The organism is Campylobacter sp. JMF_15 NE4 (assembly GCF_027737645.1).
Classification (GTDB): Bacteria; Campylobacterota; Campylobacteria; order Campylobacterales; family Campylobacteraceae; genus Campylobacter_B.
Map to the genome: position 1 here is coordinate 467,521 of NZ_JAOVTY010000001.1, position 22,561 is coordinate 490,081.

At 40.0% G+C, this 22,561-nt stretch carries 23 protein-coding genes; 18 read left to right on the forward strand and 5 right to left on the reverse strand.

Features of this window, described 5'->3' with window-relative positions; genetic code table 11:
- Window position 1 precedes the first annotated feature (1 nt).
- From aat to OFN98_RS02395, 3 genes are read left to right on the forward strand one after another with little or no spacing between them, the layout of a single operon-like run.
- On the forward strand, window positions 2–673 hold the full coding sequence (aat, locus tag OFN98_RS02385) for a leucyl/phenylalanyl-tRNA--protein transferase (RefSeq protein WP_270876584.1): 672 nt from the start codon (window positions 2–4) through the stop codon (window positions 671–673).
- Window positions 670–2,484: a peptidoglycan D,D-transpeptidase FtsI family protein gene (locus tag OFN98_RS02390; RefSeq protein ID WP_270876585.1), complete on the forward strand. Its 1,815-nt coding sequence runs from the start codon at window positions 670–672 to the stop codon at window positions 2,482–2,484. Before aat ends, OFN98_RS02390 begins: the two co-directional genes overlap by 4 nt.
- Before the next feature lie 10 nt (window positions 2,485–2,494).
- On the forward strand, window positions 2,495–3,730 hold the full coding sequence (locus OFN98_RS02395) for a nucleotide sugar dehydrogenase (RefSeq protein ID WP_270868186.1): 1,236 nt from the start codon (window positions 2,495–2,497) through the stop codon (window positions 3,728–3,730).
- Window positions 3,731–3,743: 13 nt separating this feature from the next.
- On the opposite strand, the gene hemH is transcribed toward OFN98_RS02395, so the two are convergent.
- Both hemH and OFN98_RS02405 read right to left on the reverse strand, forming a co-directional pair.
- Window positions 3,744–4,691 (reverse strand): ferrochelatase, encoded by a 948-nt coding sequence (hemH, locus tag OFN98_RS02400; RefSeq protein WP_270876586.1) that lies wholly within the window; start codon window positions 4,689–4,691, stop codon window positions 3,744–3,746.
- Window positions 4,688–5,548, reverse strand: coding sequence for a Gfo/Idh/MocA family protein (locus OFN98_RS02405; protein WP_270861717.1), 861 nt, complete (start codon window positions 5,546–5,548; stop codon window positions 4,688–4,690). The genes hemH and OFN98_RS02405 overlap by 4 nt, the downstream gene beginning before the upstream one ends.
- A gap of 120 nt (window positions 5,549–5,668) precedes the next feature.
- Between OFN98_RS02405 and alaS the strand changes: the two genes are divergently transcribed.
- From alaS to OFN98_RS02445, 8 genes are read left to right on the forward strand one after another with little or no spacing between them, the layout of a single operon-like run.
- Window positions 5,669–8,221 carry an alanine--tRNA ligase gene (alaS, locus tag OFN98_RS02410; RefSeq protein ID WP_270876587.1) on the forward strand — a complete coding sequence of 851 codons (2,553 nt, stop codon included), beginning with the start codon at window positions 5,669–5,671 and terminating at the stop codon, window positions 8,219–8,221.
- Window positions 8,218–8,712: a hypothetical protein gene (locus tag OFN98_RS02415; protein WP_270866300.1), complete on the forward strand. Its 495-nt coding sequence runs from the start codon at window positions 8,218–8,220 to the stop codon at window positions 8,710–8,712. Before alaS ends, OFN98_RS02415 begins: the two co-directional genes overlap by 4 nt.
- Complete coding sequence (gene maf, locus OFN98_RS02420; protein ID WP_270876588.1) at window positions 8,709–9,269, forward strand: septum formation inhibitor Maf; 561 nt, start codon at window positions 8,709–8,711, stop codon at window positions 9,267–9,269. Before OFN98_RS02415 ends, maf begins: the two co-directional genes overlap by 4 nt.
- Entirely contained in the window at window positions 9,250–11,166 is a 1,917-nt protein-coding gene (locus tag OFN98_RS02425; protein WP_270858884.1) for a transglycosylase domain-containing protein, read from the forward strand. The genes maf and OFN98_RS02425 overlap by 20 nt, the downstream gene beginning before the upstream one ends.
- Before the next feature lie 26 nt (window positions 11,167–11,192).
- On the forward strand, window positions 11,193–11,831 hold the full coding sequence (locus OFN98_RS02430; protein WP_270861713.1) for a hypothetical protein: 639 nt from the start codon (window positions 11,193–11,195) through the stop codon (window positions 11,829–11,831).
- Window positions 11,831–12,970 (forward strand): toxic anion resistance protein, encoded by a 1,140-nt coding sequence (locus OFN98_RS02435; RefSeq protein WP_270874698.1) that lies wholly within the window; start codon window positions 11,831–11,833, stop codon window positions 12,968–12,970. Before OFN98_RS02430 ends, OFN98_RS02435 begins: the two co-directional genes overlap by 1 nt.
- Window positions 12,971–12,979: 9 nt before the next feature.
- Window positions 12,980–14,260 (forward strand): hypothetical protein, encoded by a 1,281-nt coding sequence (locus OFN98_RS02440; protein ID WP_270874697.1) that lies wholly within the window; start codon window positions 12,980–12,982, stop codon window positions 14,258–14,260.
- Window positions 14,260–15,300, forward strand: a complete 1,041-nt coding sequence (locus OFN98_RS02445) for a hypothetical protein (protein WP_270874696.1) — start codon at window positions 14,260–14,262, stop codon at window positions 15,298–15,300. Before OFN98_RS02440 ends, OFN98_RS02445 begins: the two co-directional genes overlap by 1 nt.
- A gap of 50 nt (window positions 15,301–15,350) precedes the next feature.
- Here the strand turns inward: OFN98_RS02445 and OFN98_RS02450 are convergent, their stop codons facing one another.
- Complete coding sequence (locus OFN98_RS02450) at window positions 15,351–16,112, reverse strand: pyridoxine 5'-phosphate synthase (RefSeq protein WP_270874695.1); 762 nt, start codon at window positions 16,110–16,112, stop codon at window positions 15,351–15,353.
- 55 nt (window positions 16,113–16,167) lie between these two features.
- On the opposite strand from OFN98_RS02450, the gene OFN98_RS02455 reads away from it, so the two are divergent.
- From OFN98_RS02455 to OFN98_RS02485, 7 genes are all read left to right on the forward strand, one after another.
- Window positions 16,168–17,211, forward strand: coding sequence for a Ppx/GppA phosphatase family protein (locus tag OFN98_RS02455; RefSeq protein ID WP_270874694.1), 1,044 nt, complete (start codon window positions 16,168–16,170; stop codon window positions 17,209–17,211).
- A gap of 50 nt (window positions 17,212–17,261) precedes the next feature.
- Complete coding sequence (locus OFN98_RS02460) at window positions 17,262–17,702, forward strand: GatB/YqeY domain-containing protein (protein ID WP_270874693.1); 441 nt, start codon at window positions 17,262–17,264, stop codon at window positions 17,700–17,702.
- A 148-nt stretch (window positions 17,703–17,850) separates the two neighbouring features.
- Entirely contained in the window at window positions 17,851–18,114 is a 264-nt protein-coding gene (groES, locus tag OFN98_RS02465) for a co-chaperone GroES (RefSeq protein WP_270858878.1), read from the forward strand.
- An 11-nt stretch (window positions 18,115–18,125) separates the two neighbouring features.
- The gene (gene groL, locus OFN98_RS02470; protein ID WP_270858877.1) at window positions 18,126–19,763 is read left to right on the forward strand and encodes a chaperonin GroEL; all 1,638 of its coding nucleotides are present in this window, start codon (window positions 18,126–18,128) and stop codon (window positions 19,761–19,763) included.
- A gap of 144 nt (window positions 19,764–19,907) precedes the next feature.
- On the forward strand, window positions 19,908–20,234 hold the full coding sequence (locus tag OFN98_RS02475; RefSeq protein ID WP_270871848.1) for a hypothetical protein: 327 nt from the start codon (window positions 19,908–19,910) through the stop codon (window positions 20,232–20,234).
- A 14-nt stretch (window positions 20,235–20,248) separates the two neighbouring features.
- Window positions 20,249–20,578, forward strand: a complete 330-nt coding sequence (locus OFN98_RS02480) for a DUF4298 domain-containing protein (RefSeq protein ID WP_270867918.1) — start codon at window positions 20,249–20,251, stop codon at window positions 20,576–20,578.
- A gap of 2 nt (window positions 20,579–20,580) precedes the next feature.
- A complete protein-coding gene (locus OFN98_RS02485; protein WP_270867919.1) occupies window positions 20,581–21,243 on the forward strand; it encodes a tetratricopeptide repeat protein in 663 nt (220 codons plus the stop codon).
- Window positions 21,244–21,291: 48 nt separating this feature from the next.
- On the opposite strand, the gene OFN98_RS02490 is transcribed toward OFN98_RS02485, so the two are convergent.
- Both OFN98_RS02490 and OFN98_RS02495 read right to left on the reverse strand, forming a co-directional pair.
- Window positions 21,292–22,098 carry a M48 family metallopeptidase gene (locus OFN98_RS02490; RefSeq protein WP_270867920.1) on the reverse strand — a complete coding sequence of 269 codons (807 nt, stop codon included), beginning with the start codon at window positions 22,096–22,098 and terminating at the stop codon, window positions 21,292–21,294.
- Window positions 22,091–22,561 (reverse strand): YbjQ family protein, encoded by a 471-nt coding sequence (locus OFN98_RS02495; protein ID WP_270867921.1) that lies wholly within the window; start codon window positions 22,559–22,561, stop codon window positions 22,091–22,093. Before OFN98_RS02495 ends, OFN98_RS02490 begins: the two co-directional genes overlap by 8 nt.

A 22,561-nucleotide genomic window follows, 5' to 3' on the forward strand; every position in this document is an offset into this window, starting at 1 on the left:
AATGTCGAAATTCTACGCCTTCCCAAACCCAAAAACCGCGCCAGATTTCGCCCCGTTAGCTAGCGGGGGAGATTTGAGCGCAGAGTGTTTGCTAAGCGCATACACGCAGGGGATTTTCCCGTGGTTTTGTGAGGGAGAGCCGATTTTATGGTGGTCGCCAAACCCGCGCGCGATTTTAGAACCAAAGGCTGTGCGCACCCAAAAGTCGATAAAGCCATATTTAAAACGATATGAAGTAAAATTCGACCAAAATTTTGCTAGATTTATCACCCTTTGCAAACAAACCCGCCAAAACTCAGATGATGGGACTTGGATTAGCGATGAGATTGTAGAGGCGTATGTAAATTTAGCAAATTTAGGCGTCGCTCACAGCGTGGAAGTCTATGAAGAAGGCGTTTTAATTGGCGGATTATACGGGCTGATTTTGGGCAAGGTGTTTTGTGGCGAGAGTATGCTCAGCCTAAAAACAGGCGCGTCTAAGGTCGCTTTAATCACGCTTTGCAGGGTTTTAGAAAAATTTGACTTTTTGATTGATTGTCAGATTATGAACGAGCATTTGCGCTTTATGGGGGCGCAAGATATGCCAAGGGGCGAATTTTTAGCCAAATTTCAAATTTTGCAAAACTTGCCAAGCGGATTTGAAAAATTTAAAGATTTAGAAAAGTTGATATGATTTTACGGGATAAAAACTCAAATATCGGTATTTGTGTGCTTGCGGCTGTGCTGGGATTTTTGATGTGCGTGTTTGTGTGGATGATGTTTTACTCGGCTAGTAGCGATCGCAGGCTTCCACGCCTTGACATAAACGAAACAAACAGCGCAATCAGAGGCTCAATCATCACCAAGGACAAATATGTCGTCTCAAACTCGACCAAACTCTACAAGGTCAGCATAGACTCTCGCTCTCTTGATCCGCACAAGCTTGATTTGTTTGTCAAACTCTACTGCATTTACACAGGCGATAGCGAAAAATGGGTCAAAAAAACAATCCAAAGCTCAAAGGGCACAACGGTTTTATCCTATAAAATCGACGCAAAAACAGCCGTGCATTTAAAAGAGTTAGCCTACAAGCTAAATTTAAAGAAATTTTTCGTAGCCTTTGAGACGGCTAGCGGGCGTGTAAATCCGCCAGTGCGCATGAGTGTGAGCGAAAGTGGCGAAAAGCGCACTTATAATATCCAAAACTCCCTAACCCCGCTTTTAGGCTATATCAACAAAAAAGAGGTTTCAGGGATTACCAAAGTAGTCGGCATTAAGGGCGTGGAGAAATACTATGAGTATTATCTAACCCCGCTAAAAGATGAATTTATCACGGGCCCAAGGGATCTAAAAGGCAATATTATCCTAGAAAAAAGCACCAAAAAAACGAACAAAATCGACGGATATAATGTCCATTTAAGCGTGCCTTTGGCGCTACAAAGAGATGTTGAAAGGCTAATTGATAAAGCAAGCTTAGCTTACGATGCCAAAGAGATAGTCGTAGGCATAATGAACTCAAAAACAGGCAAAATTCTCTCCCTTGCCACAAACGCTAGGTATAATCCCGAAAATATCACAAAACAAGATGTGAAAAACCTAAATTCGACCGCTAGCGAGTATGCTTACGAGGTCGGCTCGATTATGAAGCCGATAATTTTCTCAATCGCTTATGAGGGAAATTTAGTCAAACCAACTGAGATTATAAACACCCATAATGGCGCATACAAGCTAGGTTCGCGCACTATCCGCGACACTCACCCGGCAAAGTCAATGAGTGGCGAGGAAATCATCGTGCATTCATCAAATATCGGTATGATTAAAATCGCCGAGCGTATGAGTGGGCAGATGATTTATGACGGGCTTTTAAATTTCGGTATGGCGCAAAAAACCGGTATTGATTTGCCTTATGAGCAGATCGGAAATATCCCTAGCGTGCGAAACTTGGAAGGCAAGGTTTATAAGGCTACGATTAGCTATGGTTATGGCGCGCAGATGACATTTTTGCAGATGTTAAGCGCGTATGGGGTTTTTAATAACGGCGGAGTTTGGATTAGTCCAAGACTGGTCGAAAATTTAGAAATGAACGGTAAAATTTACCCTGTAAATGAGAGCGAAACACGCACCGTGTTAAGCCCGCAAACAGCAGATGTTATGAGAGAAATTTTGATTAAGGTAGTCGAAGGCGGCACAGGGCGCAAAGGGCGCACGAGCGGTATCGAAGTAGGGGGCAAAACAGGCACCGCTAGAATTGCCAAAGGTGGCGGATATTCTAGCGCGTATAATAGCTCGTTTTTTGGTTTTGCGAACGACGCTCACACTAGCTACACCATAGGCGTGCTGGTTAGAGAGCCTAAAAAAGGCAGTTATTACGCGGCGCAAAACGCCTTGCCTGTGTTTAAAAGTATAGTTGATTTGCTAGTCGAAAAAGGATTTTTAACCCCTAGTGGCGATAGCAACAAGATAAATCATGTAGATATTAAAGATTTAAATGAAATCAAAGATTAAAGGATAAGCGATGAAAATAGGAATTATCGGACTTGGTTATGTGGGGCTTCCCCTAGCAGCGGCATTTAGCGCAAAACACAGCGTAGTGGGCTTTGATATAATGAAATCTCGCATAGACGAGCTAAACGGGGGCCATGATAAAACCCTAGAATTAGAAGATGACAAACTTGCCACAGCGCTAAAAAATGGGCTTAAATTTACCTGCGATATAAATGATTTAAAAGATTGCAACTTTTATGTCGTTTGCGTCCCAACGCCTGTGGATAAATTCAACCGCCCAGATATCACGCCACTAATCAAAGCTAGCCAGAGTGTGGGCTCGGTGCTTAAAAAGGGCGATATCGTAGTGTATGAAAGCACGGTCTATCCAGGAGCAACAGAGGAGGACTGCGTGCCTGTTTTAGAGCGCACTAGCGGGCTTAAATTTAACGAGGATTTTTTCTGCGGGTATTCGCCAGAGCGCATAAATCCGGGCGATAAAATTCACACCGTAACAAAAATCAAAAAAATCGTCTCAGGTAGCAATGAGCGCACCCTTGATATCGTCGATGAGACATACTCTTCTATCCTAGAAAACGGCACTTTTCGCGCCAAAAGTATCAAGGTAGCAGAAGCTGCCAAAGTCATCGAAAATACACAGCGCGACATAAATATCGGCTTTATCAATGAGCTTGCGATTTTGTTTAACAAACTAGGAATCGATACCAATGATGTCATCGACGCAGCTGCGACGAAATGGAATTTCCTGAGCTTCCGCCCAGGGCTTGTGGGAGGGCATTGTATCGGCATAGATCCATACTACCTAGCTCAAAAAGCCACAGAGGTGGGCTATCACCCGCAAATCATACTCGCAAGTCGCCGTATCAACGACAATATGGGCAAATATGTCGCCACGCAGGTCGTGCAGATGATGATAAAATTCGACAAAAAAATCAAACATAGCAAAATTTTGATTTTAGGTCTTACCTTTAAAGAAAACTGCCCAGACATACGCAATACGCGCGTTATTGATATGATTGATGAGCTTAAAAATTTCGGTTGCGCGGTCAGTGTGTATGATCCATGGGCGAGCAAGGACGACGCGAAACGCTACTATGACATCGAGCTAATCGAAAAGCCAAATTTAGGCGATTTCGACTGCGTTGTAATCGCTGTGGCGCACAATCAATTTAAAGAATTTGACTACTCTGGCTCACTAGTGTATGATGTGAAAAATATCTACGAAGGCGCGCAAGGCAGGCTATAATCTGGGGCTAAATTTAGCCCTGGGTTTTTTGGGCGTGAGTGATGATAAACGAGGCAAACTCATCGCCAAAATTCGGACACTCACAAACCTCGAAATAGCTAAATTTAAGCTCTTTTGCCACATTTCTAAAATACATATCAAGCTCAAATTTCGTCTCAGAATTATCTATACAAAACGAAATCGGAAAAATCAGCGCGCGCTCATTTTGCAAATTTGCCAAATGCTCGTTTAGGTTTGGTTCTAGCCATTTTACGGGGCCTAGGCGGGATTGATAGGCGAGCGAAATATCTTTAAATTTTATGCCAGATTTTTGCAAAATTTCACTTAGAATTTTGACATGCTCATTAACCTGCGCCTCGTAAGGATCGCCAGCAGCGATGATTTTTACAGGCAGTGAGTGAGCTGAGAAAACTAAGCTTGTGCGCGAAATTTCATCGGCGCTTAAATTTTTGATTTTTTCTTTGATTAAATTTAGCAGGATTTGGTTGTAAATTTCGCTTTTGTAAAAAATATCAACTATTTTAAAATTTGAAATTTCTAAATCCACTAGGGCTTTTTTAGCGTCGTCAATGCTCGATTTGACCGTCGTTTGCGAAAAATGCGGATAAAGTGGAAAAAGCAAAATTTCATCAAATTTCGCATATTTCGCCAAAACATCACTAGCAAAAGGGGCAGTATAATTCATAGCAAAATCGCAAACAAACTCATTTTGGTATAAATTTATCTTATCGCAAAGTCGCTTTGTAAGCCCAGCGATAGGAGACTTTCCGCCAAGTTTTTCGTAATTTTGGCGCGCTTCTTTAACGCGCATTTTGGTAATCAAACTAGCTAAAATTTTGCGCAAAAACTTGCTTTTGATCCCCAAAATATTTGGATCGCAAAACATATTTTTTAAAAATACGCTAACCTCGTCTAGGCTGTTTGGACCGCCCATATTTAGGAGAATTAAGGCTTTTTTCACGAGATTAACTCTCTTAGCTTGATTGCTTCATCAGGGGTCGCAATTCCCTCGAATTTAGAATTTTCGATTAAATTTAAAAACGCTTTGTGCTGGTATCTAAGCGCGTAATCATCGCGATCGACGCGCTGATTTATCCGTCCGTCGTTTGTAACCTTGAATAAATTTAGCGATTCTAAATCGCCAAAATAAACGCCAGAATTTGTGCAAATCTCCACGCCGTGGCGTTTGAGCGGGTATAAATTTGATAGCAAAATCGTGCAATTACTCATCGACTTTGTGCGAAATGCAACGCCAATGCCGTTAGAATCGCCATTTTTGCAGATATTTTGTGATGAAATTTCAGATTTGCTAAGCAGGGCAATCAAATCCAAATCCCTAATCAGCGCATTTTGCAAGCAGTTTGCACTCTCAGAGCTAAATCCATCTACGAAATTTATCGAATAAATTTTCTCGTCCTTAGCTAACTCCCTACACAGCGAGATTATGACAGGATTATAGCGCCCAGCATATCCCACGCCAAGCTTCGCGCCATTAATCGAAATAGAGTAATTTATCTCCCTAGCCTCAGCCAAATTCCCAGCGAGCGGGGATTCTACAAAGATATTTTTGGTAAAAGGTATGCATTTTAAAATGATTTCTTTGTGCGTAGCAGGCGGTGTAGCGATGACCACAGCGTCTGGTTTGGCGCTTTCGAACATTTTAGCTAAATCATTATAAAGTGGATATCTAGGGCCAAAATCCTCGGTTTTTTCTTTATCATAAAGCGCGACCAAATCGAAATAATCGCTTCTTCTAAGCTCTTTGAAATGTTTTGCGCCAAGCTCCCCTAAGCCTATTATGGCTATTTTTTTCTTCATTAATTAATCCTGTAAATTTTGCATATTTTTCATTATAACGAATAAGAGTAAAAATTTATATTTCTTAAAATCAAATTTTGCTAAAATGGGCGCCAAATTTTACTAAATTTAGGATAGTTAATGGATATTAGAAAAGCTTATTTAGACTTTTTTGCGTCAAAAGGACACGAGGTTATGCCAAGCTCACCGCTTGTGCCAGATGATGATAGTTTGTTATTCACAAATGCCGGTATGGTGCCGTTTAAGAGCATTTTTACAGGTGCGGTGCCACGCCCGACTCCGCCGATTCGCACGAGTTGCCAAACCTGCATTAGAGCAGGTGGCAAACACAACGACCTTGATAATGTCGGCTACACAGCACGCCACCACACATTTTTTGAAATGCTTGGAAATTTCAGTTTCGGCGAGTATTTCAAAACAGACGCGATAGCCTACGCATGGGAGTTTGTAACCGAAATTTTAAAACTTCCAAAAGACAAACTCTATGTCACCGTCCATGATAGCGATGATGAGGCGTTTGAAATTTGGTCGCGCCATATCGCAAAAGAGCGAATTTATCGCTTCGGCGATCACGATAATTTCTGGGCTATGGGCGATACTGGACCTTGTGGGCCATGTAGCGAGATTTTTTACGATCAAGGAAGCGAGCATTTCCATAGCGATGAGGATTATATGGGCGGAGACGGCGATCGTTTCTTAGAAATTTGGAATTTAGTCTTTATGCAATACGAGCGCTCAGCCGATGGCAAACTCTCGCCACTTCCAAAACCATCAATCGACACAGGTATGGGTTTAGAGCGCGTAACAGCGATAAAAGAGGGCAAATTTAGCAATTACGATAGCTCGTTATTTATGCCATTAATCGGCGCAGTCGAGAAGCTATGTGGCAAAAAATACGAGTATGAAACTGGCGCAAGCTACCGCGTCATCGCAGATCATATCCGCTCGGTTACATTTTTGCTAGCCCAAGGCACGAACTTTGATAGAGAGGGCAGAGGCTATGTGCTTAGAAGGATTTTGCGCAGGGCGGTTAGACACGGATATTTGCTAGGCATAAAAGAGCCATTTATGTATAAGCTAGTCGATGATGTTTGCGCTAGTATGGGCTCTCACTATACATATTTAAACGAGAAAAAAGAGGCTGTAAAAGAGCTAGTAAAACTCGAAGAAGAGCGATTTTTCGCCACTTTGGCAAACGGAATCGAGCTATTTAACGAAGAATTAGCCAAAACCGCAGGCAATGTTTTCTCTGGCGATGTCGCATTTAAGCTCTATGATACCTATGGATTTCCGCTCGATCTCACAGCCGATATGCTAAGAGAGAAAAATCTTAAAGTCGATGAGGCTAAATTTGACGAGCTAATGGCAGAACAAAAACGCAGAGCCAAAGCCAGCTGGAAGGGCTCAGGAGATAAAGCACAAGCCAAAGGCGATTTCGCGCAACTTATCGAAAAATTTGGTAAAAATGAGTTTGTGGGGTATTCATGCCAAGAGAGTGAGGGTCGAATTTTAGCCCTTTTGGACGAGAATTTTAAAATTTGCGATAGCTTAGAGCCAGGACACACTGGCTGGGTAATGCTAGATATCACACCGTTTTACGCTACAAGTGGCGGTCAGTGCGCAGATACCGGCACTATCGAAAAAAGCGAGGTTATCGACACGCAAAAATTTTTTGATTTAAATTTATCTCAAATCAAAGTAAAAAGCCTGCTTAAAACCGGCGATCTCGTAAAATGCGTGGTAAGCGGTGCAAAAAGAGCGATGATAGCGCGTCATCACAGCGCGACACACCTGCTTCACGCTGCGCTAAGAGAGGTGCTAGGCGAACATATCGCGCAGGCTGGATCGCTTGTAGAGGCAAACAGACTTAGATTTGACTTTTCGCACCCAAAAGCGATGAGTAGCGAAGAACTCGCCAAAGTCGAGCAAATCGTAAATCGCTGGATTAGCGCGGGAGCACAGAATAAAACTGAAATTTTAGATATAGATGAGGCCAAAAAATCAGGCGCGATTGCGCTTTTTGGCGAAAAATACGGCGCGAAAGTGCGTGTGGTGAGCTTCGGCGATGTAAGCAAGGAGCTTTGCGGCGGCACCCATGTCGAAAACATAAGCGAAATCGGTGCGTTTTTTATATTAAAAGAGAGTGGCGTAAGTGCTGGCGTGCGTAGAATTGAAGCGATTTGTTCGCAAGAAGTGCTAAATTTCACGCTAAATTTAAGATCACAAATTAACGAAATCGAAGCTGAATTTAAAGGCGCAAACCCAGTAGAGGGCATCAAAAAGCTAAAAGATGAAATCAAAGGCTTAAAAGAAAAATTAAAACACGCAGGCGATCAAAAGTCCCTGCCTTGCCAAGAAATCTCAGGCGTGAAGCTTTGCGTAGCAGTGGTAGAAAACGGCGAAATTAAAACCATGATTGATGAGTTTAAAAACGCGAACGAAAAGGCTGCGATTTTGCTAATGCAAGTGGGCGAAAACGATAAAATCACAGTCGCAGCCGGAGCGAAAAACGCCCCAATCAAGGCTGGCGAGTGGGTTAAAATGGCAGCTCAAATTTTAGGTGGTAACGGCGGCGGACGCGATGATTTCGCTACTGCTGGCGGAAAAGATACTAGCATGGTTTCTAGCGCGCTAGCTGGGGCACTAGAATTTGCAAAAGGTAAGCTAGGTTGAACGAATTAGAAACGAGCTTTGCCAGAAGTGATCAAATTTTGCCCCTAATTCACATTTTAGGGGCGATTTGCTTTATTTGCGCGCATGTTTGCATTATCATGTTGATTCGAATTTTCAGTGATAAAGCAGACATCACAAACTCAAATTTCGAAAAAATCAAATTTTATCTTTCGAAATTTAACCTGTTTTTTGGCTCGTTTTTTTTGATTATAATTGTGAGTGGATTTTTTCTAAGCATAGGCAACAACTTCAAATTCGCAGACCCTATGATAAATGCTGTAATCGTTACGCTGTGGGTTTTGGCGGTGTTTATTTTGATAAATTTTGGCTATGTTTATTTTAAATTTTACTCGTTTAAAAAGGCGCTTTTAGCGGGCGATAAATTCGAAGCTAGCGAGCATTTGATTATCATCGCTAGATATTTTGTCCCGCTAAATGTCGCTGTATCGGTGCTTTGCACCTATCTTTGTGTAGCGGTGGGTAGATTTTGATTTATTTGATTTCATCTTCGCCGACAAGGGCGCAGATTTTGCGGGAGGCTGGGATAAAATTCGAGCAAATCAGCTTTGAATTTGACGAAAATGTAGGCGACATAGCCGATGCTAAAACATACGCTTACCGCGTGGCAAGTGCGAAAAAATCGCAGTTTTTAGCCAAAAACAAAAATGCAAAAAATTTGCTTTTTTGCGATAGCTCGGTTTTGGTAGGTGGCAAAATTTTAGGCAAAGCAAAGGACATTGGCCACGCAAGAGCTATGCTAAACGCCCAATCTGACGCTATTAGCGAGGTTTATACGGCGATGATTTTTGTGGGCGAGGGTTTTGAGATAAGCACGCTTTTGGTGGCTAGTTATAAATTCGCCAAATTTAGCGAGGCAGATTTAGAAGCGTATCTAAAAAGTGGCGATTGGCGCGGCAAAGCAGGGGCTATGAGTATCGAGGGGTTTAATCAAAAATATATCCAAAGCTTTCGTGGCGATACTAGCACCGCTATGGGTTTAAATGTGGAAATTTTAAAAAGGTATTTAGATGGTAAGAATTTTATTTAGTTTTATTACGGTTTGTTTTTTCGCAGGGTGCGGTGTGTTTATGTATTTTTATACGCAAATTCGCCTAGAATCGAACTCTATTATTGATTATCACCCGGAGCTAACGACCAAAATTTACGATCGCAACGGCAACTTGCTTGCCAATATTTTCAACGAACAAAACCGCCTTTATACTAGATTTGACGAAATTCCAGGCCGTATGGTCGAAGCCCTAGTAGCTATCGAGGATACCGCGTTTTTCGAGCATCAGGGCATTAATACAGAGGCTATTTTTCGCGCGATTGTAAAAGATATAAAAGCGATGAAATTTGTAGAAGGTGCCTCCACTATCACGCAACAACTTGTCAAAAATTTGGTTTTATCTAGCGAAAAAAAGATAGATAGAAAAATAAAAGAGATGATTTTATCACTAAAAATCGAAAACACCCTAAGCAAAGAGGAAATTTTAGAAAGATATTTTAACGAAGTGTATTTCGGACACGGGTATTACGGCGTCAAAACTGCCGCGCTTGGGTATTTTAAAAAGGATTTAGCTGACCTTAGTATCAAAGAAATCGCCATTTTGGTGGGTTTGCCAAAAGCCCCTAGCCAGTATGACCCTACCAAGCACCTAGATTTGGCACTTTCTCGCGCAAACAATGTAATTTATCGCATGCACGAGCTTGGCTGGATAAACAAAACCGAGTATGAAATCGCAATGGCAGAAGAGCCGTTTGTCTATGATGAAACTCTAACCCAAAATGTCGCTCCATACGCAGTCGATGAGATCGTCAAAGAGGCAGAGAGACTGCTACCAGATGTGCGCACAGGTGGATATAGAATCGAAACAAGCTTAGACTTAAAGGCGCAAGAAATGGCGCAAGAGGCGCTGATTTTTGGCTACAACGAAATTTTAAAACGCAACAAAGACGCAAATGCTAGCAATGTAAATGGCGCGATTATCGTTACGCACCCGCAAAATGGCGAAATTATCGCACTTGTAGGCGGTGTGGATTATGCTAAATCAAATTTCAACCGCGCTAGCCAAAGCAGACGCCAAACAGGGTCAAGCTTCAAGCCATTTATCTACCAAATCGCCCTAGATAGCGGGTATTCGACGATGACAGAGGTCCCTGATATCGCGCGCGAATTTGACGATGGAAGCAACAAAAGCTGGAAACCGAAAAACTATGATAGCACATACAGTGGCTATATCACGATAAAAGAGGCCTTGCAACGCTCTCGCAACCTCGCTTCGATAAATTTAATGCAATCAATCGGCATTGAGCGCACGATTCGCAAACTAAACGAATACGGGTTCAAAAATGTCCCGCCAGCGCTGTCTGTGGCGATCGGAAGTTACGGCATTTCGCCACTTGAATACTCGACTATGTATTCGATGTTTCCTGGTCTTGGCATTAGCACGAAGTCTAAATTCATCACCGCAATCACCGATAATAACGGCACTACGCACTATATCGAGCCTGAGCGCAGACGCATTTTGCGCCCAGAACAGGCGTATTTGATGACGACGCTGATGAAAAACATAGTCCAGCGAGGAACTGGCACCAGAGCGCGCGTGCAAGGCATCGAGATTGCTGGCAAAACAGGCACTTCAAATGACAGCATTGACGCGTGGTTTTGCGGATTTACGCCTGATTTGCAAATCATTGTTTGGTATGGAAACGACGATTACAAGCCTATGCGCAAGGTAGAAGGTGGCGGTAGAACAGCTGCGCCTGTGTTTGCGAAATTTTTGGAAAATTATCTTAAAGAATACCCACAAGCTAAGCGAAATTTTAGCGTCCCAAGTGGAGTATTTACTCGCAGATACGGCGCTAGCGATGAGTATTACACCAAAATTTCCCCACTTCCAAGAAGGGTTGAAACAAACGCAGAAGACGGGTTGATGTTTTAAAATTTGTATTAAAAAAAGGTGGTTTTATGTTTTTTGATCAATTTATCTTTTTTCTGCGAAAAAAGCCATTTTTCTTTTGGACTTTTTTTGTGGTTTTTGCTTGTTTATATAGTTATCTTATGTGGCTATATTTCATAGAAAAAACAAATTTAGGACAAGATATTTTTACAATTTTATTAATGCTATGTTTGATTTGGTTGATTGTATTTTATATCAAATTTAAATCGACTTTAAAAACATATAAATTTGAAAGAGAAAAAGAAAAATTTGAACTTTATAAAAATCAAATAATAAATGATTTTAATCTTGATAGAAACAATAATATTTTTGAAAAAATTGAAATTATCAGCACTTTTGTTAATCAAAATTTTTCTCAATTAAGCCTTGCTTCGCTGAGAATTTTATCTTTACTAAACAAAACACTAAAAATCTACATTTCGAATTTATCTCGCAAAATAGTTGTATCAAAAGGCGAAAGTATAGTCGGTCAAACAAATCATGCCTCAAATGATATAAAAAAACAAAATGAAAAGTTTTTATCTCTTTTAGATATTTATATCGATGAATTTTTAAAGATGAACAATAATAAAAAAGAGCAAAAAATCACCGAAATAGAGCTTGAACGAACTGCTGAAATTTTGAAAAAAATAAATGAGGAGAAATAATGCAATTAGAATTAATCAAACAAAATTTACTAAACAAAGAGATTGATGATAAAAATTTTGTTTTTGAAGACAAATTAAATAGCGAAGAAAAAGCTAAAATCAACGAAAAAGCTACCGAACTTTTGACATTTTTATCAGGAAAAAGTTCTGGTGCAATTCACCAAATTTTAGAAAATTTGATTATTGATGATGTTTCAAATTTGGAAAATCAATCAGAAATTTTGCTTTCTAAAATCGGCAAACTAGAAAATATAGAAAATAGCGATGTTTCGAATATTGGCAAATCAATAATTAAGCTAAATGAACAATTATCAAAACTAAATCCAAGCACATTTAAACCAAGTAAAATTCTATCTTTAATCCCATTTATCGGAAATCCAATAAATCGTTATCTTAAAAAATTCCAAAGCGCAAAAGGTGCGATAGAAGAAATTTGCGAAAATTTGCAAAATGGAGCGAAACTCTTAAAAGATGATAATTTGATACTTCTAAACGATAGGGAATTTTACAAAAACCGTGCAATTTCTCTCCAAAGAAAAGGTTTTGTATTTGGAAAATTAATCGATGCAATAAGTGAAAATTTGGATAAATTTTCGCCAGATGAGCGCAAATTTTATGAAAATAATGTTCTTTTAAATTTGAGAAAAAAAACAAGAAGTATTTATGAGATACTAGCCGTAACGCAACAAGGTCTGTTAAGTAGCGATCAAATTATAAACACAAATTTAGAGCTTATCGATGCAATCTCAAATATCAAAATTGTAACCAAAAGAGCCCTTGAAATCGGTGTTGCGACGGCAATATCGCTAGAAAATCAAAAACAAGTCGCAACGGCTACCAAACAAAGTGCTGATTTGGCAAATGAGATAATCTTGCAAAATGCCAAGACAATGAACGAACAAACAGAGGAAATTTTTAATCTATCTTCGAGTGCGACACTTAGTTTAGAAACCCTAAAATCGGCTTTTGAACAAATAGAACAAGCAATAAATAAAATGGACGAATTAAAAAATTCTGCCAACGAAAAACTAAAAGTAGAAATTGCAAATTTCAAAGATTTAACCCACAAATTAGAAGAAAAAACGAAGTTAAATGAAAAAATTGCTAAATATAAAGCTGAGTTAGATTTGCAAATTTAAAGGTTAGTTATGTTGGATAAAAATAGATTAATTTTTAAAAAATTTGTCTTTTTTGTGATATTTGTTTTAGTTATAGTGCCGTTTGGATTTTTGTTTTTCAAATACTTTGTGCAAGAAAACGAGCAAAATAACGAAAAAATCTATGAAAGACAAATTCCTATAAATCCTGCAACAAAAGATGATATTTTAAATACAAAAAATGAAATTGAAACCATAAAAAAAGAGTTAGAAAGTTTAAGTAAAAACACAAAAGAAAACAAAACAATTTATACCAAAATTTACAACAAAGAGCTAATTGCAAATTCAGTCCAAGTCCATTTTCACCCACGAGAATTTACGCAAATAGGCGATATTTTATATGTTTCAGGTAGCAACAAAGATGGCTTTGCTGTAATTGATATTGCCAATCCCGATGATATACAGCCACTTGGATTTTTCAAATACAAACACAACGGTCGCATTGCAAGTATTGATTTGGCGCCATCTAGTGATGGTAAATTTATCATTATGGTAGATCCAGAAAGTGGAATTTACAAAATCGATACAACAGATTTTGCCAATATGCAAATCGTGTCGTCTTATCCGATTTATACTGCACACAGAGTGATATTATCAAACGATAATCAAACAGCATTTGCTATGAGCAATAATGGACTTATTAGCTTGGATATCCAAAACGATATCATTAAACTCGATGAATATCACGCAGGCGTAGATTTAAACGGAAATTCGTATGTTGATAGCGAAAATTTCCACATGAAATTGATGATTAACCTCCAAGAAATCGCAAATGGTGATTTGCAATTCATCAATAATTATGAAATTTTATTTATGACATACGGTGGAGCTTATATTTTTGATGTCTCAAATCCAAACAACATAAAATGCGTCAAGCAAAATTTACAAAACAAATCTTCACCGTGGAAGATGAAAATTTCAAAAGACGGCAAAAAAGCGTATTATGCAGAAATAGGTAAATTTGTTATTTTTGATATCGATAAATTTGAGATTATACAGACTTTTGGAGATAAATACCGTTTTATGTATCAAGAATTTGGCATTTTGGAAAATTTAGATCTTTTTTATTTTTATGTTTCGCATTATGATGTAGGAGATGAATACGAAAGCGAGGCACTCGAATTACTCAATTCAAATAACGAAGTCTTAAAAACATATCTTTTTCCACAAGCATACGCTTCTCATATCGCATTATCTGATGACAAACAAAGATTTTTTGTCGGATTTTTGGGCGGTAGAACATATTATGTAAGCGCAGTTAGCATAAAATAATGAAAGATCAAAACAAAAAATTTGGGCTAATTTTGTTATCTATTTTGGCTGTTATGGCTATTTTGATAACTAATTTTTTCTCGTTTTATGGTAATCAAATTGCAATACAAAAGCAAAAAGAGCAAGAATTAAAACAAAAAGAGATTGAGCAAAAAATCATAGTTTTAAAACAAAAAGAAACAGAAAAATTGCAAAAAAAAATCTTTTGGAACCAAAAACGATATTCTTATAGTTCTATTAAAAGTATAATATCAAACGATGAAGGCTACGAGATTATCACAGATTATGAAAATGGCGAAGAAAAAACAATCAAACTAGACAAAATCGGAAATCAAATTTCTATTTCAACCAAAAAAATCTCAAAAAATTTTCAATTTCCTAAAATTTTTGATATTCTCAGATTATGCGACGATACACGCATTGATATAAAATCCAAAAAATTGTTTAGACAAAATGTTTTGATAAAAAGCCTGAATTTAGATAAAGAATTTATTGTAGATGACGCTATTTGCCAAAATAATCATATTTTGCTTCTTGCACACAAATATACCGTGCCAAATAAATTTTTTCCATACCTAATAGTTTATGATAAAAATTTTAATCAAATTTTACAAAAACAACTCGCTTTATTTGTGCCTGAAAATAGAGTTCGTGGACAGTTTGCAAAATTTAAAATAGCCAAATTTAAAAACGGTTTTTTGTTGATTACATTTTTGGAAAGATTTGATGATGAAACGGAAGGCAGATTTGATTTTAAAGAATTTGATCTAAACGGAAATCTACTAAATGAAATTAAAAGTAGTGCTTATCCACCAGATACCAAAATAAACTGCACTGCAAATATAGATAATGGTGTTTTGATTGGTGGCGAAAGTTATTATAATGACATCTCGCAAAAAATCTTAAATCACGAGATTATAACCGAAGGTTTTAGCAAAAAAGAGGCAATTTTGTTCAAAATCGATTTGGATATCCCACTTAACAAACAGCAAATCAAACCATTTTATGGCAAATTTGAACGAAAAGCTTGGGGTGAATAAAATTTTAAATTTAGAATAAAATTCTATAAATCAAGGTAACCTAAATTTAGCTACCTTATCACCTCTTTCATCTCTTTTATCGCATTTTCAAGTCCTACGAAAATCGCGCGCGAAATAATACTTTGACCGATATTTACGAGCGAAATTTCGCTGTTTTTCACCAGCGCAGAGACATTTTGGTAGTTCAGACCACCGCCAGCAGTTACATTCATACCTAGCCCCTTGGCATACGCGCTCATGTGGCGAAGCTTGGAAATTTCATCTTTTAGCATAGATTTTAGCGTATCAAGCGGGAGATTATACGCCTTTATCGCATGTGGCGTAAAAGCCAAATTTGACCTAATCGTCGCAAACAGCGCAGAGTATGTGCCGGTGCGAAGCTCGATCGAGCGGACATTAAAATCATTTGCCATGTCGATTACTTCGCGCACAGGCTCGATAAACAGCCCCACACGCACGCCCGAGTGTTGCAAAAACTCGATATCGCTCGCGATTTGCTCAGAGTGCAGATTTAGCCCACAATCCTCGCCAGAGTGCGGCACTAGCGTGATACGATATGGTTTAGCCTTGACCAAAATCTCCAAAAGCTCGCTCCCGCCGCTACACTCGACATTTACAGGCACCTTTGAGTGGCGCACGATATCGCCGATATCATCTTCGTTGATATGGCGTCGATCCTCGTGTAAATGAAGCGTGATTTGATTTGCACCCGCGCTGATTGCGGTGTATGCCGCCATCAAAATATCAGGGTCGTTCATCGCCCGCGCCTCGCGCAAAACCGCGACATGATCGATATTTACTCCAAGTAGCATTTTAACTCCTAAGAAAATTTTCGCTATTATAACCAAAAAAGGTAAGGAGAAATTTATGGTTTTAGGCTTTGATTTGGGCTCGAATACACTGCGCGCATGTGTGATGAAGCCAGCCAAAACGGGCTTTGAGATAGTTAAATCTAGCGAGCGCATAGTCGGCTCGGCTAGGGGATTAGTGGCAAATAAGCCTTTGCAAAATGACGCCAAAGAGCGTATTTTGCGGGCTTTGGGCGAAATTTTAGAAGAACTTTCGGATTTGATTTATGAGCGAAATTTAGAGATTTTGGATAATTGTGCTAAAAATTTAGAGAGCGGGGATACCTGCGCGCGAAATTTGGGTTTTGATGATACCTGCGCGCGAAATTTTAAAAATGCCAAATTTAGCCTGCCTTACGCCGCTGTGGCGACGGAAGCCTTTCGAGTCGCCAGCGATAGCGTAGAATTTTTCGAAAAACTTTACAAAGAATTTTGCGTAAAATTTAGCATAATCGACGGCGAAACAGAGACAAATTTGACCAGGCTTGGTATCGAAAACAGACTTCAAATTTTAGGTATCAAAGCGCAAAATGCCGTCAGTATCGACCTTGGCGGAGCTAGCACAGAGATAAGCAGTGCTAAATTTGGACAAAGCTTTAAATTTGGCATTGTGAGATTTTGTAACGAAAATCCCGAAATTTTACAAAATTTTAATTACGCCAAATTTAGCCAAATCGCAAACGAGCAGACAAGAAGCGCAAGGGAGTTTTTGCGCAGTTTAGGCGCAGGAAAAATCGTGCTCACAAGCGGTGTGCCAACCACGATAAGCGCCCTTAAATTGGGAATTTGTGCCAAAGATTACGACGCGGGCAAAATCAATGGAAGCGTTTTGAGATTTAGCGATTTTGCTGGGGCGATAGAGCAAATTTTGAAATTCTCAAAGCGCGAAGCCGATGAGGCAATGGGCGAAAATAGGGCGGAGGTTATCGTGGCTGGGGCGCTACTTTTAGAGGCGATTTTGAGCGATTTTAGCGGTAGCGGCGCGGATTTTATCGTCGTTGATGATGGATTACGAGAGGGCGTGTGTATAAATTTGATGCAAAATTTGACGATTAAGAATTAAATTTTAAATCCAAAAATAGTATCATACCTAAATTTTATCAAGGAGAAAAAATGGTAAGAGAACAAATTTTAGAAGATATCAAAACCGCTATGAAATCTGGTGACACGGTGCGCAGAGACGCTTTGCGTATGCTAAATTCTACGCTTAAACAAATTGAGGTTGATGAGAGAATCACCCTGAGTGATGAGAGGGTTTTTAGCGTTTTGCAAACCGAAATCAAGCGCAGAAACGAAAGCGCGGCGCAATACAAGACTGGTGGGCGCGAGGATTTAGCGCAAAAAGAGCTTGGCGAGGCCGAAATTATCGGCGCGTATCTACCAAAACAGCTTAGCGATGACGAGCTTAGCGCGGCTTTGGGCGCACTGCTTAGCGAACTTGGCGCAACGAGTGCCAAAGATATGGGGCGCGTGATGAAAGCCGCAAAAGAAAAATTCGGCGCTAGTGTCGATGGCAAACGCCTAAGCGAAGCGGTAAAATCGGCTTTAAACTAAAATTTAAAATTTGCAATTTAGGCTAAAATTTAAGCAAAATTTTAGCCTAAAACTATTGACAAAAAATCAAATTTTGCATATAATCTAGCACTCAAAGATACAGAGTGACAACTTTTAGAAAATCAAAACTAATTTAGAAAGGACGAAAATGAATTTTCAACCACTTGGAAAACGCGTTTTAATCGAGCGCGAGGAAGAGACCAAAACCACAGCTAGCGGTATCATTATCCCAGATAACGCTTCAAAAGAGAAGCCATCAACTGGCAAAATCGTGGCTGTCGGCACAGAGTGCGATAGCGTAAAACTTGGCGATGTTGTAGCGTTCGCAAAATACGCTGGCGCGGATATCACAATCGATGATAAGAAATATCTTATCTTAAATTTAGAAGATGTTTTAGGAATACTTAAATAAAAGGAATCAAAATGGCAAAAGAAATTTTTTTCTCAGACGAAGCTAGAAACAAACTTTACTCAGGCGTAAAAAAACTAAACGACGCAGTTAAGGTCACAATGGGACCAAGAGGCAGAAATGTGCTTATCCAAAAAAGCTTTGGGGCACCTGCTATCACAAAAGACGGCGTAAGCGTAGCAAAAGAGATCGAGCTTAAAGACACTCTCGAAAATATGGGTGCAAGCTTGGTTAGAGAGGTCGCAAGCAAAACTAACGACGAGGCAGGCGATGGCACAACTACTGCGACCGTGCTAGCTCACGCGATTTTCAAAGAGGGCTTACGCAATGTAACAGCTGGCGCAAATCCTATCGAAGTAAAACGCGGTATGGATAAATTTAGCGCAGCCGTAATCGAAGAGCTAAAAAAATCTGCAAAAGCAGTAAGTGGTAAAAAAGAGATCGCCCAAGTCGCTACAATCTCAGCTAACAACGATGAGAGCGTGGGTGATTTGATTTCTGAGGCTATGGAAAAGGTCGGCAAAGACGGCGTAATCACAGTCGAAGAAGCAAAATCAATCAACGACGAGCTAAATGTGGTCGAGGGTATGCAGTTCGACAGAGGCTATCTAAGCCCATATTTCATCACAAACCCTGAAAAAATGCTAGTAGAGCTTAGCTCACCGCTAATTTTACTTTTCGATAAAAAAATTACAAATTTAAAAGATTTGCTTCCGGTTTTAGAGCAAGTGCAAAAAACAGGCAAACCACTTCTAATCATCGCAGAGGATATCGAGGGTGAAGCGCTTGCGACTTTGGTTGTAAATAAACTTCGTGGCGTGTTAAACATTTCAGCTGTAAAAGCCCCTGGATTTGGCGATAGAAGAAAGGCAATGCTAGAAGATATCGCTATCCTTACAGGCGGAACAGTCGTAAGCGAAGAGCTAGGCAGAACGCTAGAAAGCGCAAATATGGCTGATCTTGGTCAGGCTGAGCGTATCGTAATCGACAAAGACAACACTACAATCGTAAATGGCGTAGGCGAAAAAAGCGCAATAGATGCTAGAATCGCGCAAATCAAAGCTCAAATTTTAGAGACAACAAGCGATTATGATAAAGAAAAATTGCAAGAACGCCTAGCAAAACTAAGCGGTGGCGTAGCTGTAATCAAAGTAGGCGCAGCAACCGAAACAGAGATGAAAGAGAAAAAAGATCGCGTCGATGACGCCCTAAATGCGACAAAAGCAGCTGTCGAGGAAGGTATCGTAATCGGTGGCGGCGCTGCGCTAATCAAAGCTAGCAAAAATGTCAGCCTAGATTTAAGTGGCGATCAAAAAATCGGCGCAGATATCGTCAAACGCGCACTTTACGCTCCACTTCGCCAAATCGTAGAAAACGCAGGATATGACGCAGGCGTAATCGCAAACGCAGTCGAAAACGCAAGCGATGAGGCGCAAGGCTTCAACGCTGCAAGTGGCGAATTTACAAATATGTATAACGCTGGAATCATCGATCCGCTAAAAGTAGAGCGCGTAGCTTTGCAAAATGCGGTTTCAGTCGCTAGCATGCTACTAACCACAGAAGCAACAGTCAGCGAAATCAAAGAGGACAAACCAGCTCTTCCTCCAATGCCAGATATGGGTGGCATGGGCGGTATGGGCGGCATGATGTAAGCTTGCCTAGCGCAAATTTAAGAGGCAAATTTAAGAGGGGCAATTCCCTCTTAAATTTGCAAAATTTATTCTATTTCTCGCCATAATCTTATTAAATTTTTAATTCTTTTTTTGTAAAATCAAGGCTTTTTAAAAGGAGAAAATATGAGAAGTCAAATTTTAAATTCCTTTGTTATTTTTGCCGTTTGTTTAGGGCTAGCAGGGTGCGCCCAAAACAAGCCAAAACCGCGCGTGGAGCCATATCCGATAGTCAAAGATAGCTCCAAACAACCGCCTAAAAAAACAAAAAGAATTAAGAAAAAACAAAACGCCTCTAAACAAGATAGCACGAAAAAACCTATCGCGCAAAATTCAGAGAAGCGTTGGGTTGTAGATATCGACTCTCTAAAAAGAGAAGAACCACCAGCTACGGAAAAAAAGCCAAAGGTGGATAATGGCACTCCTCGCAAATACACTGTCCCGGTAGAGTAAATTTAGGCTAAGCGATGAAACGAGTTGAGCGAGTAGAGCAGATGAGCGAGATTTTAGCAAAAGTGCAAAAGTGCCTAGATGCATTTGAACTCGCCCTTGATGAGTATAAAAATTCGCAAAAACTTATCAAAAAACTTAGCAAATATTATTCTAGTAAAATTTGGCTAAGTGATTACGAGGCCGATGAGAGCGGTAAAATACCGCGAGAAATAGGTGAGGGCGAAAGCCTTCGTGCGATCAATCGCGGTGCGCTAAGCGAGGATGGGATTTACAACGCTATTTGGCTAAACAAACGCCTAGCGCGCGATATGAAAAAATTATCAAATTTGATTTGCAAGGAATAAAAATGAACAAAAAATATGTTTTTATCTTGGTTTTGCTAACGCTCTGCGCTGTGGGAGCGCTTTTGGGCGTGGCTAAAAAAGACGAGCTTAAATGCTACGCAAAAGATGCTCAAAGCTGCCTAAATGTCGGTATGAAATACTTCGAAAACAGCCATGACCCAGTAGCGCAAAAGTATTTCAAAAAATCTTGTGATTTAAAAAGCGCGTATGCGTGCTACAATCTAGGCGTTATGTTTGACAACGGCTTTGGCGTGGCTAAAATGGAGCCAGAGGCGATTAGGTATTATACCAAGGCCTGCGATAGTGGCTATGCCCCAGCATGTGTAAATTTAAGCTATATCTACCACGACAGCTCAGTTTATAGCAACACAACCCAAGCTATCGAATTAGCCAAAAAAGCCTGCGATTTAGGTGAGGGAAGCGGGTGCTATAATCTAGGGTTTTATTATCTAAAAGGCAACGCATACCGCCAAAACATACCAGAGGCCATAGCTAGCTACGAAAAAGCCTGCGATCTAAACTACGCCCCAGCGTGCGGATTAATCGGAAATATGTTTGCCAAAGGCGAGTATTTGCAACAAAACAATCAAAAAGCCATAGCTTTTCACCAAAAAGCCTGCTCTCTTGGCAACGAAAAAAGCTGCGCACTCTTCAAAAAACAATAAATTTATCTAAATTTCAACGGCGTTAAATTTGCAAATTTAACGCCAAATTTATCTTTTAAATTTCACTACTTCGCTTAAATTTTCTTCGAGTTTGATTGTATTTTGCATGCCAAAATTTGATGATTTTATCGCGTCAATGCGCTTTTGCAAAAGCGGGTGCGATTCAAAAAGATTGATGAAGGTATCGCTATCACCAAGCTTTTTTACGCTAGCGAAAAACTCATCTGCACCGCCGATATGCCCATAAGCGCAGTTTAAAATCCTAAGCGCCTCGTTATCGGCGGCGGCTTCTTGCGAGCGCGAGTATTTGCCAGCAATCGCTCCGCCTAAAATTTGGCTTAGTCTTTCATCGCTAAAACCGAACAAAATCGCCATTACAGCGCCATTTCCTAAACCTTTTATGTGATCGCGGTGCTTAAAATGCGCTAGCTCGTGAGCTAAAACAAAGGCTAGCCCATTTTCGCTTTTAATATGCGAAAAAAGCCCGGTATTGACCGTGAGTGCGCCATTTAGGGCTGCGCTTGCGTTTGGGATTTTGCTTTCGTTTATCACGATAAAATATTCATTTTTGACCTTAGCGCATGAATTTAGCCGTGAGGTTAGTGTGCGGATTTGCTCGGCGAGCCTCTCGTGTTTTGGCTCGATTACACGCTCGCTTTCACTGGCTTTGAAAATTTTATACTCTTTGCCCTCTGGGATAAATTTCACAGCCACGCCCACGAAAATATTTAGCGCGAAAAACACACACGCGATAACTGCGACAAGCCCCACGCCAAGGGCTAGGAAATTTATAGCATGATTTTCTTTGGAATAATTTTGTTCGCCCTCGTTTTGCGAGGGAATAAATTTAGCCATTGAAATTCGCCTGTTTTGGCTCTTTGGCGTAATAAATCGCCGTAGCGTAAGCTAGGATTTCCACGCTTCCGACATTTTTCGTGGTTTGATTTATCGAGCTTGTTTCTATGCGCAAATTTATAATCTCGTCCGCGCCCAAGGCCTTTTCTTTTAGCCTAATCACAGCCTCGCGTCTAGCGCGGTCTAGCAGGCTTTCATACGGCACGACATCACCACCGAAAAAATTTATCACGCTAGCGTAAATTCGCTTGAAATAATCAATACTTATAACCACATTTCCGCTTACAAATCTCACCCTTTCGATTTTGCCCGAATTTAGCAATGGGTGTTTTGAGTTTGTGGTGGGTATGTGTAAAAACAGAGCCTCTTTTTTGCGAATTCTAGCGAAATGGCGCACCTCAGCTTGCTTGCCAAAGATATATCCAACCCCAAGCAAAATGAGAAATATTATGATATCGTTCAT